This is a genomic window from Rhizobium sp. PDO1-076 (assembly GCF_000247475.1).
Classification (GTDB): domain Bacteria; phylum Pseudomonadota; class Alphaproteobacteria; order Rhizobiales; family Rhizobiaceae; genus Allorhizobium.
Window position 1 is genome coordinate 1 of sequence record NZ_AHZC01000007.1, and the last position, 16,139, is coordinate 16,139.

14 protein-coding genes are annotated in these 16,139 nt (G+C 59.3%); 12 read left to right on the plus strand and 2 right to left on the minus strand.

The genetic code is table 11. The features are described 5' to 3' along the window. The first annotated feature begins 97 nt into the window (after positions 1-97). Positions 98-373, plus strand: coding sequence for a hypothetical protein (locus tag PDO_RS27675; RefSeq protein ID WP_007596454.1), 276 nt, complete (start codon positions 98-100; stop codon positions 371-373). A 90-nt stretch (positions 374-463) separates the two neighbouring features. Here the strand turns inward: PDO_RS27675 and PDO_RS00480 are convergent, their stop codons facing one another. Further along, positions 464-1,510, minus strand: a complete 1,047-nt coding sequence (locus PDO_RS00480; protein WP_007596455.1) for an AraC family transcriptional regulator — start codon at positions 1,508-1,510, stop codon at positions 464-466. Positions 1,511-1,798: 288 nt separating this feature from the next. On the opposite strand from PDO_RS00480, the gene PDO_RS00485 reads away from it, so the two are divergent. The 7 genes from PDO_RS00485 (at position 1,799) to mmsB (ending at position 10,130) form a co-directional block, all read left to right on the plus strand. Further along, positions 1,799-2,986 (plus strand): acetyl-CoA C-acyltransferase, encoded by a 1,188-nt coding sequence (locus tag PDO_RS00485; RefSeq protein ID WP_007596456.1) that lies wholly within the window; start codon positions 1,799-1,801, stop codon positions 2,984-2,986. Positions 2,987-3,011: 25 nt separating this feature from the next. Next, positions 3,012-4,139 (plus strand): acyl-CoA dehydrogenase family protein, encoded by a 1,128-nt coding sequence (locus PDO_RS00490; protein ID WP_007596457.1) that lies wholly within the window; start codon positions 3,012-3,014, stop codon positions 4,137-4,139. Between the two features lie 70 nt (positions 4,140-4,209). Continuing rightward, entirely contained in the window at positions 4,210-5,442 is a 1,233-nt protein-coding gene (locus PDO_RS00495; RefSeq protein WP_007596458.1) for a 3-methyl-2-oxobutanoate dehydrogenase (2-methylpropanoyl-transferring) subunit alpha, read from the plus strand. 1 nt (position 5,443) lies between these two features. Beyond that, positions 5,444-6,457 carry an alpha-ketoacid dehydrogenase subunit beta gene (locus PDO_RS00500; protein ID WP_007596459.1) on the plus strand — a complete coding sequence of 338 codons (1,014 nt, stop codon included), beginning with the start codon at positions 5,444-5,446 and terminating at the stop codon, positions 6,455-6,457. 2 nt (positions 6,458-6,459) lie between these two features. Then, positions 6,460-7,758: a dihydrolipoamide acetyltransferase family protein gene (locus tag PDO_RS00505; RefSeq protein ID WP_007596460.1), complete on the plus strand. Its 1,299-nt coding sequence runs from the start codon at positions 6,460-6,462 to the stop codon at positions 7,756-7,758. A gap of 3 nt (positions 7,759-7,761) precedes the next feature. Beyond that, positions 7,762-9,153, plus strand: coding sequence for a dihydrolipoyl dehydrogenase (gene lpdA, locus PDO_RS00510; RefSeq protein WP_007596463.1), 1,392 nt, complete (start codon positions 7,762-7,764; stop codon positions 9,151-9,153). Positions 9,154-9,233: 80 nt separating this feature from the next. Continuing rightward, positions 9,234-10,130: a 3-hydroxyisobutyrate dehydrogenase gene (gene mmsB, locus PDO_RS00515; protein WP_007596465.1), complete on the plus strand. Its 897-nt coding sequence runs from the start codon at positions 9,234-9,236 to the stop codon at positions 10,128-10,130. A gap of 90 nt (positions 10,131-10,220) precedes the next feature. Here the strand turns inward: mmsB and PDO_RS00520 are convergent, their stop codons facing one another. After that, on the minus strand, positions 10,221-11,564 hold the full coding sequence (locus tag PDO_RS00520) for an MFS transporter (RefSeq protein ID WP_007596467.1): 1,344 nt from the start codon (positions 11,562-11,564) through the stop codon (positions 10,221-10,223). A 304-nt stretch (positions 11,565-11,868) separates the two neighbouring features. Between PDO_RS00520 and cyoA the strand changes: the two genes are divergently transcribed. From cyoA to cyoD, 4 genes are all read left to right on the plus strand, one after another. Next, a complete protein-coding gene (gene cyoA / locus PDO_RS00525) occupies positions 11,869-13,077 on the plus strand; it encodes a ubiquinol oxidase subunit II (RefSeq protein ID WP_007596469.1) in 1,209 nt (402 codons plus the stop codon). Between the two features lie 31 nt (positions 13,078-13,108). Then, positions 13,109-15,112 carry a cytochrome o ubiquinol oxidase subunit I gene (gene cyoB / locus PDO_RS00530; RefSeq protein WP_007596471.1) on the plus strand — a complete coding sequence of 668 codons (2,004 nt, stop codon included), beginning with the start codon at positions 13,109-13,111 and terminating at the stop codon, positions 15,110-15,112. 1 nt (position 15,113) lies between these two features. Further along, positions 15,114-15,737: a cytochrome o ubiquinol oxidase subunit III gene (cyoC, locus tag PDO_RS00535; protein ID WP_007596479.1), complete on the plus strand. Its 624-nt coding sequence runs from the start codon at positions 15,114-15,116 to the stop codon at positions 15,735-15,737. Beyond that, the coding region (gene cyoD, locus PDO_RS00540) for a cytochrome o ubiquinol oxidase subunit IV (RefSeq protein ID WP_007596481.1) at positions 15,734-16,139 on the plus strand (406 nt) is incomplete at its 3' end. The genes cyoC and cyoD, both read left to right, overlap by 4 nt.

A 16,139-nucleotide genomic window follows, 5' to 3' on the forward strand; every position in this document is an offset into this window, starting at 1 on the left:
TTGGCGGAAAAGCTGAAGATGCAAAATGAACACCTGAGGACGTTGCTCAAGCGCTTCGATCGCCCTTGAGGTCGCTGTTTTTGCGAAGACTGGACATATGAAAACACCACAACAGAATTTTGTCGTCGAATTCAAATCGGGACGTCGCCACAATGACGCGCGCTCCGGTTCCATCTGGGGCAATACCGATCTCAAGGCACTGGTACGTGCGGCAGAAGCGGACGCGCCGCACCTGTTCGACGCGAAAACTGCACCAAAAGATGGCATCCCGCATGATAAAGTCGAAGCCGCGCCGGCTGACCGTGATGAGTCGCTAGTCCCGCCTATCGAACTTGCCGTTTCAGATTGTGAAAAAACCGCCGACCAGGTTTAGGTCAAAATAGACGGCCAGCGATTGGTGTGTTCTTGTCATGCCTCTCGTCGAAATGACTATGGACATGCGGCCCTCATTTCAGGAATCCGGCTAATTGCCGGCGCGATCAGGCATGGACGTGCTATCGTCTATTTCCTGCAACGTTGCGTGGGCGCGTCTGTACTGCGTTGGTGTCTGGCCGGTCCAGGTCTTGAATGCTCGATGAAACGCGCTCGGCTCGGCAAAACCCAATCCCGTCGCCACGTCGCTGACGCGCATAGTGCGTGTTGACAGAAGCTCGATGGCCATATCTCGGCGGATTTCTTCCTTGATCGCCGCAAAACTCTGACCTTCGGCATGCAGACGATGGCGTAGCGTCGATGGTGACTTGCGCATTTGAGCGGCAATGTTCTCGAAACTTCCCCAGTCGGCGGGCGGAGTATGGCGCAGATGCCGACGCATGGCGGCGGCCAGGCCGGCATCGTATCGATAGCGCAGCAGAATGTTGGCCGGAGCCCCTCGGAGGAATTGTTTCAGCGCTTGCTCCGTCCGGGCGATCGGCAGTTTCAACACTGTGCGATCAAAGGCAAGCCGGCTGACAGGTCTGGAAAAAAGCACCGGTGCTCCAAAGAACAATCGATAGTCGGCTCCCTGTTTGGGTTCGGCACAACGAAAATCCACGCTGCGGATCGCAATGCGCCGCCCGACCAGCCAACAGGCAATGCCGTGCAGGAGGATCCAATATGTCCGGTATGCAAAGGCGGAGCGCGCTTCGCCCTTGTCGGTCAGGATGATCTCGGCAAGCCCGTCGCGGATGACGAGTTCGCCGATCGGATCTTCAAGCACGATGGTCAGAAAGCGAAGCGCGCGTCGAAGCGCCTGCTCCAGCGTTTTTGCATGCAGCACACAGTGGCATAGCAGGGTGAAACTGCCATGCGGCATTGCCCGCGCCGCCATGCCGAAGAACTCGTCATCGACCTCGGCGGCAATGGCCAGCCACAGCGCGCCGTAGCGTTCGGCGGAAATCGGCTGGTCGATGACCGGTGGCAGTCCCAGCGAGGTGAGCACAGGTGCCGTCGGTTTGCCCGCCCGCTTCAGGCAGTCGAGTGCCTCTTCAACGAACGAGGGCGAGATCATGCGCCGGTCGAATTCAACCATTGTTCTCGCTCCTCTTTGGAAAACCTGGCCTCTATGGCAAAACTGGCCGAAGAATGCAGGGCATTTCGGTCATGGCTTACAATAGCGCCTCGGCGTAGGATCCCGCAATATGGTCAGCGGAGGAGGTTTGATCATGCCGGGCACTGGAATGGAGGACTGCGTCTTGGATCGAGGTTTATCCGAATCAAGCAGGTCCACAACGTCCGCCGCAGCGGTGCTTTGCGGTCAGCCGCCCCGGCGGCATCCCGGCGATCCTGCGACATTGCGGTGGCCAATTGAGGTTTGCCCATGATGCAGCAAGATCCTGTCGTCATCGTCGGTTGCGCCCGTACCGCACTTGGAGCGTTTCAGGGAGATCTGAAGGATCTAGCAGCGCCTCAACTGGGATCTGCGGCGATCCGCGCGGCCATGCAGCGCAGTCAGCTTCCGCTGGAGGAAGTGCAAGAGGTTGTTTTCGGATGTGTACTCCCCGCAGGTCTGGGGCAGGCGCCGGCACGCCAGGCGGCGATCGGTGCCGGTATTCCAGTGACAGCCGGCGCCAGCACGGTCAACAAGATGTGCGGTTCGGGCATGAAAGCGGTGATGCTGGCCCATGACCTGATTGTTGCCGGAAGCGCCGACATCGTGGTCGCTGGTGGCATGGAAAGCATGAGCAATGCGCCCTATCTGCTCGATCGTGCTCGCGCGGGTTATCGGCTCGGACATGGCCGCGTGATCGACCATATGTTTCTCGACGGCCTTGAGGATGCCTATGACAAAGGCCGGCTTATGGGCACGTTTGCCGAAGATTGCGCGCAGGCCTATCAGTTTACCCGATCCGCGCAGGATGACTTTGCCATTGCCTCCCTGACGCGTGCACAAAAGGCGATTGAGACGGGAGCTTTCGCGGCCGAAGTCGTCCCGGTGCATACGAATGCCGCGAAGGTCGAAAGGATCGTTGATCGCGATGAGCAACCCGGTAAGGCAAGGCTTGAAAAGATCGCGGCCCTGAAGCCTGCCTTCCGCGACAATGGCACGGTCACGGCCGCCAATTCCAGCTCGATTTCCGATGGTGCGGCGGCTTTGGTGCTGATGCGTCGTCAGGAGGCGGAGCGTCGTGGTCTGACGCCGCTCGCCACGATCGTCGGTCATTCGACCCATGCACAGGCACCGAACCTGTTCGCAACAGCGCCGATCGGTGCACTTGGAAAGCTGTGTGAACGGACCGGTTGGCAGTTGAAGGATGTCGACCTGTTCGAGATCAACGAGGCCTTTGCCGTCGTGACAATGGCGACAATGGTCGATCTGGATCTGCCGCATGACAAGGTGAACGTCCATGGCGGCGCCTGCGCGCTCGGTCATCCGATCGGCGCCTCCGGTGCGCGCATCATCGTCACGCTTCTGGCAGCACTTCAGCGCTATGACCTGAAGCGCGGCATGGCCACGTTGTGTATCGGCGGCGGCGAGGCGACGGCGATCGCGATTGAGCGGATTTGAATTTTCTGGGGGAGGAGATCGGTGCATGATCCTGTCTGAACAACAAAGCCAGATCCGCGATATGGCACGAGACTTCGCGCAAGAGTGTCTTTTTCCGGGTGCCGGCGCGCGTGACGTTTCGCACGACTTTCCCAAGGATGAATTGCGGCAGATGGGCGAGCTTGGTTTTCTCGGCATGCTGGTCCCGGAGGACTATGGCGGATCGGATACCGGCACTGTGGCCTATGCGGTTGCCCTGGAAGAAATTGCCGCTGGTGATGGATCCTGTTCAACCATCATGAGCGTGCACAATTCGGTTGGCTGTGGGCCGATCCTGAAGTTCGGCACCGAGGCGCAGAAGCAGTATTTTCTGCCGAATCTTGCCTCCGGAGCGTGGATTGGCGGCTTCGCGCTGACGGAACCGCAGGCGGGTTCAGATGCATCCAACCTTCGGACCCGCGCTGTTCTGGATGGCAACCATTACATCATCGACGGCTCCAAGCAGTTCATCACATCGGGCCGCAACGGCCAGGTGATCATCGTCTTTGCCGTGACCGACCCTGCAGCGGGAAAGAAAGGCATCTCGGCCTTTGTCGTGCCGACCGATACCCCAGGCTACGAAGTCATCCGCGTTGAACAGAAGCTCGGACTGCATGCATCCGATACCTGTCAGATCGTGTTCAACAGCATGAGGATCCCGGTTGAATGGCGTCTTGGCAGTGAGGGCCAAGGGTATGCGATCGCGCTTGCCAACCTGGAAGGTGGTCGCATCGGCATCGCGGCGCAATCGGTCGGCATGGCGCGGGCGGCATTTGAGGCGGCGCGCGATTATGCGCGCGAGCGCACGGCATTTGGCCAAGCAATCATCGGCCATCAGGCGATCGCTTTTCGCCTTGCCGACATGGCAACCAGCATCGAGGTGGCGCGGCAGATGGTTCTGCATGCAGCGGCCCTGAAGGAAAGCGGTGCGCCCTGCCTGACCGAAGCCTCGATGGCCAAGCTGTTTGCCTCCGAAATGGCCGAGAAGGTCTGCTCGGATGCGATCCAGATCCATGGAGGTTATGGCTACATGTCCGACTATCCGGTCGAACGGATCTACCGTGATGTTCGCATCTGCCAGATCTATGAAGGAACAAGTGACGTGCAGCGCATCGTCATTGCGCGTAATCTGTAGGAACCAGGCGAAAAGCCTTCCGGGAGGAGACGGGAGGGTTTGGGTCTGAAAATGGGAGGAAGAACACGGCATGACCGAGTTCCAGCGATTGAGTCTGCATGTTCCGGAGCCGGCGGTGCGGCCGGGTGGTGCGCCGGATTTTTCCAATGTCACGATTGCAAAGGCTGGTGCCGTTGCGCGTCCCGAAGTCGACGCAGCGCCCGAAGATATTCGCGATCTTGCCTATTCGATCATTCGCGTTCTCAACCGTGAGGGCGAGGCGGTCGGTCCCTGGGCGGGCACGCTCTCAGACGACGAACTTTTGTCTGGCCTTCGCCACATGATGAAGCTGCGCGCTTTTGATGCGCGCATGCTGATGGCGCAGCGTCAGGGTAAGACCTCGTTCTACATGCAGCATCTGGGCGAGGAAGCCGTCAGCTGTGCCTTTCGCAAGGCGCTGAGGAAAGGCGACATGAACTTTCCGACCTACCGTCAGGCCGGTCTGCTGATCGCCGATGATTACCCGATGGAAGAGATGATGAACCAGATCTTCTCCAATGAAAATGACCCGCTGCGTGGTCGACAACTTCCGGTCATGTATTCGTCGAGGGAGCACGACTTCTTCACCATTTCTGGCAATCTCTCCACCCAATATGTTCAGGCCGTTGGCTGGGCGATGGCATCGGCCATCAAGAATGACACGAAGATCGCGGCCGCCTGGATTGGCGACGGGTCGACGGCCGAATCCGACTTTCATTCTGCGCTGGTCTTTGCCTCGACCTATAAGGCGCCGGTCATTCTCAATATCGTCAACAATCAATGGGCGATCTCGACATTCCAGGGCATTGCCAGGGGCGGTTCGGGGACCTTTGCGGCCCGCGGCCTCGGCTTCGGTATTCCGGCGCTCAGGGTCGACGGCAATGACTATCTGGCCGTGCATGCCGTTTCGCTTTGGGCGGCAGAGCGCGCCCGGCGCAATCTCGGGCCGACATTGATCGAATATGTGACCTACCGGGTCGGTGCCCATTCGACCTCGGATGATCCGAGTGCCTACCGACCGAAGACGGAATCCGAAGCCTGGCCTTTGGGAGATCCGGTGCTGCGCCTGAAGAAACACCTGATTGTCAAAGGTGCATGGTCGGAAAGCCGGCATGTGCAGGCGGAAGCGGAAATCCTCGACGAAGTGATCGATGCGCAGAAGCGCGCCGAGGCACATGGCACGTTGCATGCCGGGGGGAAACCATCGGTGCGCGATATCTTTGACGGGGTCTATGCCGATATGCCGGCTCATATTCGACGCCAAAGGCAGGAGGCAGGTTACTAAAATGGCCAGAATGACGATGATCGAGGCTGTGCGCAGCGCCATGGATGTCTCGATGGAACGCGATGACGATGTCGTGGTGTTTGGCGAGGATGTTGGCTATTTCGGTGGTGTCTTTCGCTGCACGCAAGGCCTGCAGGCAAAATACGGCAAGACGCGCTGCTTCGATGCTCCGATCAGTGAAAGCGGCATCGTCGGCACCGCGATCGGCATGGCGGCTTACGGGCTGAAGCCCTGCGTCGAGATCCAGTTCGCCGATTACATGTATCCGGCCTATGACCAGATCACCCAGGAAGCCGCCCGCATCCGCTACCGTTCGAATGGCGATTTTACCTGCCCGATCGTGCTGCGCATGCCCACAGGCGGGGGTATCTTTGGCGGACAGACACACAGTCAGAGCCCGGAAGCGCTGTTTACCCATGTCTGCGGCCTCAAGGTTGTCGTTCCCTCCAACCCCTATGATGCCAAGGGCCTGTTGGTCGCCGCGATCGAGGATCCCGATCCGGTCATCTTTCTGGAGCCGAAGCGGCTGTACAATGGCCCTTTCGATGGTCATCATGAAAAGCCGGTGACAGCCTGGTCGAAACACGCGCTCGGCGAGGTGCCCGAGGGTCATTACAGCATTCCGATCGGCAAGGCGGAAATTCGCAAGCCGGGCAGCGCTGTAACAGTCATCGCCTATGGCACCATGGTTCATGTCGCTTTGGCGGCGGCAGAAGAAACCGGTGTCGATGCAGAGGTGATCGACCTGCGCAGCCTTTTGCCGCTTGATCTGGACACCATTGTTCAATCGGTAAACAAGACCGGCCGCTGCGTTGTCGTGCACGAGGCAACCTTGACATCGGGCTTCGGCGCCGAGGTGGCGGCTCTGGTCCAGCAGCACTGCTTCTATCACCTGGAAGCGCCGATCGTTCGGGTGACCGGCTGGGATACCCCTTATCCGCATGCCCAGGAATGGGATTATTTTCCGGGTCCCGCCCGGGTCGGGCGCGCGCTTGTTGACGTGATGGAGGCGTGAGCATGGCAGAATTCATCATCAAGATGCCGGATGTGGGCGAGGGCGTCGCCGAGGCGGAACTTGTCGAATGGCATGTCAAACCCGGCGATCCCGTCCGTGAGGACATGGTGCTTGCGGCCGTCATGACGGACAAGGCAACGGTCGAAATCCCCTCTCCGGTGAATGGTATCGTACGTTGGCTCGGCGCCGAGGTCGGCGACACGGTTGCCGTCAAGGCGCCGTTGCTGCGCATTGAGGTCGCAGGTGATGGCAATGGTGATGGAGACGCGGCGGACGGCGGAACCGATGCATCCCCGCTGGCAGGCGTTGAGGCGTCGGCGATTGGTACGGTCGAAAATCAGCCCGATGCTGTGGTGAAGGCCCCCCTGGTCCCGTCGGCTGCGAAAAATCAGCGACGGACAGTGCCGGATGAAACTCATCCTGCACCTGCGAAACCGGTCGCGTCGCCCGCTGTCCGCCTGAGGGCACAGGAAGGCGGCATTGATTTGCGCCAGGTTTCAGGCACAGGGCCTGCCGGCCGCATCACCCATGACGATCTCGACCGGTTTGTCGCGCGTGGTGCTGATTTGCCTGTGTCGGCGAAGGCCTTGGCCAGGAATACGACATTCGAGGAGATCAAGATGACCGGCCTGCGCCGGCGTATCTCGGAGAAAATGACGCGGGCTGCAACCCGTATTCCCCATATCACCTATGTCGAAGAGATCGACGTCACAGATCTGGAACTCTTGCGCGAGACGATGAATAGCAACCGCAAGCAGGATCAGCCGAAGCTGACGCTTCTACCGTTCCTGATGCGGGCGATGGTAAAGGCCTGCGCTGAGCAGCCTGGTATCAATGCCACCTTCGATGACGATGCCGGGATCATCACCAGGCATGGAGGCGTGCATATCGGCGTGGCGACGCAGACGTCCGCCGGCCTGACCGTTCCGGTGGTGCGTCATGCCGAAGCCCGCAGCATCTGGGACTGTGCCACCGAACTGATGCGTGTCGCAGAGGCCGCAAGATCTGGCTCCGCGCTGCGTGAAGAGCTGTCGGGTTCAACGATCACTATCACGTCGCTCGGTGCGCTGGGTGGGATTGCGACAACGCCGATCATCAACCACCCGGAAGTCGCGATTGTTGGTGTCAACAAGATCGTGATGCGGCCGGTCTGGGATGGCCGCCAGTTCATTGCCCGCAAGATGATGAACCTTTCCTCCAGCTTCGATCATCGCGTCGTGGACGGCTTTGATGCGGCAAGTTTTATCCAGCGCATCAAGACCTTGCTTGAGACCCCCGCGCTACTGTTTATCGAGGGCTGAGCCATGAAAGAGATCACGTGCAAACTTCTCGTCATCGGCGCCGGACCGGGTGGCTATACCTGCGCCATCCGGGCCGGACAGTTGGGAGTCGACACGGTCATTGTCGAGGCAGAAAGGGCCGGTGGCACCTGCCTCAATATCGGCTGTATCCCGTCCAAGGCACTGATCCACGCTGCCGAGGAATATGACAACCTCAGCCACATGGTGGGGCTCAGAAATCCGCTCGGTATCAGCATTGAAAGTCCAAAGCTTGATCTCGCCAGGGCCGTCGCCTGGAAGGACGGTATCGTTGCCCGGTTGAACAGCGGTGTGCTGGCGCTCCTGGCAAAGGCCAGGGTCAAGATCGTGCATGGCAGGGCGCGGTTCCGGGATGGAAAGACGGTCGAGGTCGAGACGGAAACCGGTATTCAGGTCATCCGCGCGCAAGCGGTGGTGATCGCAACGGGCTCCGAGCCGATCGAATTGCCGGGGCTTGCCTTTGGCGGTTCGGTCATCTCCTCGACCGAGGCGCTGTCACTGGCGACCGTACCCGGCAAACTCGTCGTCGTCGGCGCCGGTTATATCGGAATGGAACTCGGAACGGCTTTTGCCAAGATCGGCTCGAAGGTGACGTTCGTCGAGGAAAAGGCGCAGATCCTGCCGCAATATGATGCCGATCTCGTCGCGCCGGTTGCCAGGCGATTGACGGCGCTGGATGTGCGGGTACTGACCAGCGCCAGGGCTAAGGGTCTGTCGGATGATGGGCTTTTGGTCGAGGATGCCGCGGGATCCGAGCAGCGCCTGGCTACCGACAAGGTTCTCGTCGCTGTCGGGCGTCGGCCCCGCAGCAAAGGTCTGGGGCTGGACGAACTCGACCTGGATCATGCCGGTCCGTTCCTGCGCATCGACGAACATTGCCGGACATCGATGCGCGGCGTCTATGCCATTGGCGACATGACTGGCGAACCGATGCTGGCGCACCGCGCGATGGCACAGGGTGAACTGGTGGCGGAGATCGTCGCGGGAAAGAGGCGCACATGGGACAAACGCTGCATTGCGGCGGTCTGCTTTACCGACCCGGAGATCGTCGCGGTGGGGCTTTCGCCGGGCGAAGCGCGTGCTCAAGGCTATGATATCCGTGTCGGGCAGTTTCCGTTCAGCGCCAATGGCCGGGCCATGACGGTTGGCCGCGACGATGGCTTTGTCCGCGTGGTGGCGCGGTCAGACACCAATCTTGTTCTCGGTGTGCAGGCCGTCGGTATTGCTGTCTCGGAACTGTCGGCTGCATTTTCACTGGCGATCGAAATGGGTGCGCGGCTCGAGGACATTGCAGCGACGATCCATGCACATCCGACGCGCAGCGAAGGCTTCCAGGAAGCAGCCATGAAGGCGCTCGGCCATGCACTCCATATCTGACGGCGCTAATTCTATTCAAAGCCGGACGCAGCCTGATCGCAGTGCCGGTCAGCCGGGCCATAGTGAGGAGCATGACGGTCATGACAAGCATTGCCTTTATCGGTCTGGGTCACATGGGTGGCCCGATGGCGGCCAATCTGGTCAAAAATGGGTTTTCGGTCAGAGGCTTTGATCTGTCGCCAGCACTTGTCAGCGAGGCGCAGGGTGCAGGTGTCATCCCCTGCACATCGCTGGCCGAAGCGGTCGGCGGGGCGGAAGTGGTAATCACCATGTTGCCTGCCGGCAAACATGTGCTTTCTGTCTGGCAGGAACTCATGACGGCCGTGCCGGCCGGTACGGTGCTGATCGATTGCTCGACCATCGACATCGACAGCGCGCGCAAGGTCCATGCCCTGGCGGCTGATGCCGCATGCCCATCGCTGGATGCACCGGTCTCCGGCGGAACGGGTGGCGCTGTTGCGGGCACGCTGACCTTCATGGTCGGAGGGGATCCGGAAGTGTTTTCGACGGCCCAGCCCATCTTCGAGGCGATGGGCAAGCGGATCATTCTCTGCGGTGGTGCGAGCTCGGGGCAGGCCGCCAAGATCTGCAACAACATGATCCTTGGCATCAGCATGATCGCTGTCTGCGAAGCCTTTGTGCTCGGCGAAAAACTCGGACTTTCGCATCAGGCACTCTTTGATGTCGCGTCAGTGTCTTCAGGGCAATGCTGGTCGCTGACCACCTATTGTCCCGTGCCCGGCCCCGTGCCGACATCACCGGCCAATGCCGACTATAATCCCGGATTTGCCGCCGCCTTGATGCTGAAGGATCTGAAATTGTCGCAGGCTGCGGCACAAGCGACAGGTGCGATGACGCCGCTTGGCGCCAGGGCGTCTGAGCTCTACGACCTGTTCAACCAGCGTGGCAATGGAGAGCGGGATTTCTCCGGCATCATCAGCCTGTTGCGCGATCAATCGGGGGAGACATCCGTGTGAATGGCTTTTGGCGAGGTGAGGGCGGCTGACACCGCCTCCGCAAACTGATGCATCTCCGCCGTTGCGAGCCGCGGTGCCCCGAAAGGTCGCTTATGCGGCGCCTCCTGGTTCGTTCTGGTCGAGAACGCGGGTGAGGCTCAGTGCCGCCAGCGTGCAGATCGCACCGGAAATCAGGTAACCGCCAATGAAGATGATGCCGAAATTCGTGGCAAGGCCAAGTGCCACCAGCGGCGCGAAAGCTGCGCCGACCAGCCAGGCCAGATCCGATGTCAACGCCGCACCGGTATAGCGATAATACTGCGTGAAGCGGGATGAAACCGCGCCCGACGCCTGGCCGAAAGTGAGGCCGAGGATGGCAAAGCCGATCAGGATGAAGGCGTCCTGCCCCTTGCCGCCGGCATCGAGCAGAAATGGTGCCGAAAAGCTGAAGATCGCGATCAGGCTCGCACCGATCATCAATTGCCGACGCCGGCCGATGCGATCGGCGATCACACCGGACAGGACGATGCCGATCGTGCAGACGGCGGCGCCAGCAACCTGCACCAGAAGGAATTCGGCCGCCGACTGGCCACCGTTCAGGATCACCCAACTCAGCGGGAAGATCGTCACCAGATGGAACATGGCAAAGCTTGCCAGGGGTGCAAAGGCCCCGATCACGACATCATGACCGTGTTTGCTCAGCATTTCGAAAACCGGGCGAGCCTGAAGTTCCTGTGCCGCCATTGCCGCTCCGAATTCCTTGCTGGCAACGATGCGAAGGCGGGCAAACAGCGCGACGACATTGATCGCAAAGGCGACAAAGAAGGGGTAGCGCCAGCCCCATTCGAGGAAGTCGGCTTCCGAAAGATTGGTGATCAGGTAGAAAAACAGGATGCTGGCAATGGCAAAGCCGATCGGCGCACCAAGTTGCGGGATCATCGCATACCAGCCGCGGTGCTCGGGTGGCGCATTGAGGTTCAGAAGGGACGCCAGCCCATCCCAGGCGCCGCCCAGGGCAAATCCTTGACCCAGCCGGAATAGGGCCAGAAGGGCCACGGCCCAGTAACCGATCGTCGCATAGCCCGGCAGGAAGGCGATCGATGCCGTGGAACCGCCGAGAAGCACGAGGGCGATCGTCAGCTTCGTCCCACGTCCATAGTTGCGGTCGATCCACATGAAGGCGAACGAGCCGACGGGGCGCGCGAGAAAAGCCAGCGGGAAGATCGCGAATGACATCAAGGTCGCCGCGACCGGGCTCGATGCGAACGGAAAGATAAGCTTGGGAAATACCAGGATGGAGCCGAGGCCGTAGACGAAAAAGTCGAAGAATTCCGACATGCGGCCGATCACGACGCCGATGGCGATATTGCCGGGCGACAGCGGCTTGTCGTCGTGATGCATGCGGCGCGCGTCCTGCTCAAGGCCAGATGACGTGGGGTTGACTACCGTGCTCATGACTACCTCCCGGCGATGTGCGCTCTCCTGCAAATGTTGATCAATCAACGGGCAAGATCAAGCAAGCGCAGAAAAAAACCTGCAAACCATCGATATCTCCGCCAATCGAGCTTTCTTCTGCCGTGGATTGGCAAATTGCGCCCAATTGGCAATAATCAATTCAGCTTTGTAGGTTTCAGCCTTTATCCCTTCCATCGAAATCCTGCACTGCGACATTATGCTGCGCTGCGACGAACGGCCCCATTCCCTTTGACGCCATTCCGCGATTATTGCCAACTAGACAAAACGCAAGTTGAGCATCGAAATGCACAGTCACCTTAAGATCGCCGGACGATTGATTGTTTTCCTGTCCATGGCTCTGGCACTTGCCGGATGCAACATGGTGGTCATGTCGCCCTCGGGTGATATCGCCGCACAGCAAAGGGATCTGATCGTCATCTCGACCATCCTGATGCTGATCATCATTGTGCCGGTGCTGTGCCTGACGCTGTATTTCGCCTGGCACTACCGTCAGTCCAACACGACCGCCAAATATGATCCGGAATGGCATCACTCGACAGGTCTCGAGGTGATCATCTGGTCGGCGCCGCTGGCAATCATCATCGCGCTCGGCGCCGTGACCTGGATCAGCACGCACAAGCTCGATCCGTATCGGCCGCTCGATCGCCTGGATGCCGAGCGCCCGATACCGGCGGAGACCAAGCCTTTGACAGTCGAAGTTGTTGCGCTGGATTGGAAATGGCTGTTTTTCTATCCCGACTACGGTATCGCCACCGTCAACGAGATGGCAGCGCCTGTGGATGTGCCGATCAACTTCAAGATCACGGCATCTTCGGTGATGAACTCCTTCTATGTCCCGGCGCTTGCCGGCATGATCTATGCCATGCCCGGCATGCAGACCAGATTGCACGCCGTCATGAACAAGGCGGGCGAATATGAGGGCCTGTCGTCGAACTACAGTGGTGACGGCTTTTCCCATATGCGCTTTAAGTTCCGTGGCCTGGATCAGGCCGGCTTTGATGACTGGGTCGCCGGGGTCAAGCAGAACGGCACCATGCTCAATCGCGATACCTACCTGAAGCTCGAAAAGCCGAGCATCAAAGATCCCGTCCGCTTCTTTGCAAGCGTCGAGGACGGGCTCTACCAGTCGGTACTCAATATGTGTGTGCGCCCAGGTCAGATGTGCATGAACGAGATGATGCATATCGACCTGATGGGCGGTGCCGGCGTGGAAAGCCATGAGAACCGGGCCAAGCTCGAACATGACAATCGCCATGCCGGAGAAACCGGCCATGAGGGCGAGACGGCACCGGGGGCGACTTTCCCGGCAACCGGAAATCCGTCGCGCAGCGAAGAGCCGGCCGAAGGCATCGATGAACAGCCGGAGGAGCCGCAAGCGATGGATCACGACATGCATCACATGCATGAAGGCCATGCCGCACCCGCGGACCCCGATGCCGGAAATGGCCCGGCACCTGCGCAATTGAACAACAGTGGCTCAACGAACCCCTGACGTCGCATTTCAAGAGAATTTGGACAGTGCTATGTTCGACAATACCAGTCTGACGCAATTCATCTTCGGGCGGCTCTCGTGGGAGGCTATTCCCTACCACGAGCCGATCCTCGTGGTGACCTTTGCCGTTGTTGCCCTCGGTGGCCTTGCGGTCCTTGCGCTGGTGACCAAATACAAGCTCTGGGGTTATCTCTGGCACGAATGGTTCACCAGCGTCGATCACAAGAAGATCGGCATCATGTATGTGATCCTGGCGCTGATCATGCTGATGCGCGGTTTTGCCGATGCGATCATGATGCGCATCCAGCAGGCGATCGCCTTCAACGGCAATGAGGGCTATCTCAACCCGCATCACTACGATCAGATCTTCACCGCCCACGGCGTGATCATGATCTTCTTCATGGCCATGCCCTTCGTTACCGGCCTGATGAACTATGTCGTGCCATTGCAGATCGGCGCGCGCGACGTATCGTTCCCCTTCCTCAACAATTTTTCATTCTGGATGACGACGGCCGGTGCAGTCATCATCATGATGTCGCTGTTTGTCGGAGAGTTTGCCCGCACAGGCTGGCTCGCCTATCCGCCGCTCTCGGGCGCCGATTATTCGCCAGGCGTCGGCGTGGACTATTACATCTGGGGGCTGCAGGTGGCGGGGGTCGGAACGACGCTGTCCGGCATCAACCTGATCGCGACGATCGTCAAGATGCGCGCTCCGGGCATGACCTTCATGAAGATGCCTGTGTTCACCTGGACATCGCTCTGCACCAATATCCTCATCGTCGCGACCTTCCCGATCCTGACCGCGACGCTGGCGCTTCTCTCCCTCGACCGCTACGCCGGAACGAACTTCTTCACCAATGACCTTGGTGGCAATCCGATGATGTATATCAATCTCATCTGGATCTGGGGTCATCCGGAGGTCTATATCCTGATCCTGCCGGCCTTCGGCATTTTTTCCGAAGTCGTGGCCACCTTCAGCAGCAAGCGCCTGTTCGGCTATGCGTCCATGGTCTACGCAACCTGTGTGATCATGATCCTCTCCTATCTGGTCTGGCTGCACCACTTCTTCACCATGGGGTCTGGCGCATCGGTGAACGCGTTTTTCGGCATCACCACGATGATCATCTCGATCCCGACAGGCGCCAAGATGTTCAACTGGCTCTTCACCATGTATCGCGGCCGGATCCGCTACGAGGTGCCGATGTTGTGGACCATCGGCTTCATGGTGACCTTTGTCATCGGCGGCATGACCGGCGTCATGCTGGCAATCCCGCCAGCAGACTTTGTCCTGCACAATTCGCTGTTCCTGATCGCCCACTTCCACAATGTCATCATCGGCGGTGTCGTATTCGGGCTGATGGCCGGCGTCGTCTACTGGTGGCCCAAGGCCTTCGGTTACAAGCTCGATCCGTTCTGGGGCAAGATGAGCTTCTGGTTCTGGCAGATCGGCTTCCTCTTCGCCTTCATGCCGCTTTATGTTCTGGGCCTGATGGGCGTGACCCGCCGTGTCTCGCAATTCGAGGACCCGTCCCTGCAGATCTGGTTCATCATCGCGGCTTTCGGCGCCTTCCTGATCGCGCTCGGTATTGCCTCCTTTGTCGTCCAGATCGTTGTCAGTTATCTCAGACGTGACCAGTTGCGCGAAACCAGCGGTGACGCCTGGAATGGCAGAACGCTGGAATGGTCGACGTCTTCGCCGCCGCCGGACTACAATTTCGCCTTCACGCCGGTCGTGCATGATCATGACAGCTGGTACGACATGAAGAACCGTGGCTACGAGCGTCCGCTTGCCGGCTTCAAGCCTATCCACATGCCGAAGAATACCGGAACCGGCGTGATCCTGGCCGCCTTGAGCGTCGTGCTCGCCTTTGCCTTGATCTGGTACATCTGGTGGCTGGCGGTCCTGTCCCTCGTTGCCGTGATCGCCGTCGCGATCGGACACACATTCAATTACAAGCGGGATTTCTACATTCCCGCCGAGACGGTGACCGCAACCGAGGATGCGCGTTCACAACTGCTGGCGGAGCGGACCTGAGATGAGTGAAAAGACACCCACAGGCGAATGGAACGAAAACCAGTTCTATCTCGAGGACGATCACCACCCGGAAGGCAGCACCATGCTGGGCTTCTGGCTCTATCTGATGAGCGACTGCCTGATCTTTGCGGTCCTGTTCGCCACCCACGCCGTGCTTGGGCGCAATTATGCGGCCGGCCCGTCGCCCGCAGACTTGTTTGATCTGCCGCTTGTGGCGATCAACACCGCGATGCTGCTGCTGTCGTCGATCACCTATGGCTTCGCCATGCTGCAGATGGAGCGCAATGCCAAGATGGAAACGATCTTCTGGCTCGGCGTGACAGGCCTGTTCGGCCTGACCTTCCTCGGGCTGGAACTCTACGAATTCTACCACCTGATCCAGGAAGGGGCAGGCCCCGGTCGCAGTGCCTTCCTGTCGTCCTTCTTCACATTGGTCGGCACCCACGGCCTGCATGTCACCTTCGGCATCATCTGGCTGGTGACCATGATGGTCCAGGTCAAGATGCACGGCCTGATCCCGGAAAATCGCCGTCGCCTGATGTGCCTGTCGATGTTCTGGCATTTTCTCGACGTCATCTGGATCGGCGTCTTTTCCTTCGTCTACCTGATGGGAGTGCTCGGATGAGCTCACAGCCAAAAGCCCCGGCGCAGGAAGCCGCCGCCAATACTCATCACGGCCATAGCCATGGCCATGACGCAGGCCATGGCACCCTAAAAGGTTATGTTATCGGCTTTGTCTTGTCCGTCATCCTGACCGCCATTCCGTTCTGGCTGGTCATGGCCGACGTATTCGACAGCAAAGCCTTGACCGGTTTTCTGGTGATGGCGCTCTGTGTCGTTCAGATTGTCGTGCACATGGTCTATTTCCTGCACATGAACCCGCGCTCCGAAGGCGGCTGGACCATGATGGCGTTGATCTTCACACTGATCATCGTCGGCATCGCTCTCTCCGGTTCGTTGTGGGTCATGCATCACCTGAACACCAATATGATGCCGATGACGCATGAGATGATGAAGAATATGCCCT